This window comes from Carnobacterium sp., assembly GCF_040274425.1.
On the sequence record NZ_JBEMBC010000188.1, the window covers coordinates 1 to 763 of the forward strand.

Genomic DNA, 763 nt, shown 5'->3' on the forward strand with positions numbered 1-763 from the left:
ACTGACGCTGCAGCTGCTAAAGATGTAGCGTCAGTAGAACCTTCAAGAACTACTAATACACCGATACGGCCACCCATGTGTAAGTATGAACCGAATGCATCTGCATCTGATTTTGTTTTAATTTCAAAACGACGTAAAGAGATTTTTTCGCCGATTGTAGCTGTAGCTGTAGAAATTTGATCAACAATTTTCACGCCATCTTTTTCTAATTCTAATGCTGCTTCTACTGATTCTGGTTTACCAGCTAGTAATTGCTCAGCTAATGAAGAAACTAGAACTTGGAATTTTTCGTTTTTCGCTACGAAGTCAGTTTCAGCGTTTACTTCTAAAAGGATTGCTTCGTTACCGCTTTCTAAAATGTAAGTAGTACCTTCAGCAGCGATACGGTCAGCTTTTTTACCAGCAGCAGCTAAACCTTTTTCACGTAAGAAATCGATTGCTGCATCTAAGTCACCGTTTGTTTCAACTAATGCTTTTTTGCAGTCCATCATACCTGCGCCTGTTTTTTCACGTAATTATTTTACTAATTGTGCAGAAATGTTTGCCATGTTGAGTGTCCTCCTCAAAATATATAAAAAATTTAATTTACTCTTCATACTTTAAGTGAAAAAGTGTGACATTTCAATCATTCACGATAATCACTAAAGTTTTCTCAAAAAAAGGTGATAAGGGTTTCATCCACTTATCACCTTTTCTAAAAGTGAATTACTCAGCAGATGCTTCTTCTACTGGAGCTTCTTCTTCACCTTGTTTAGCTTCTAAT

General features: G+C 36.6%; 1 protein-coding gene. It reads right to left on the reverse strand.

The annotated features are described in order from the left end of the window. Positions 1-488, reverse strand: a 488-nt coding sequence (gene tsf, locus ABS911_RS15200) for a translation elongation factor Ts (protein WP_350468247.1), incomplete at its 3' end; no start/stop codon positions are given. Positions 489-763 lie beyond the last annotated feature (275 nt).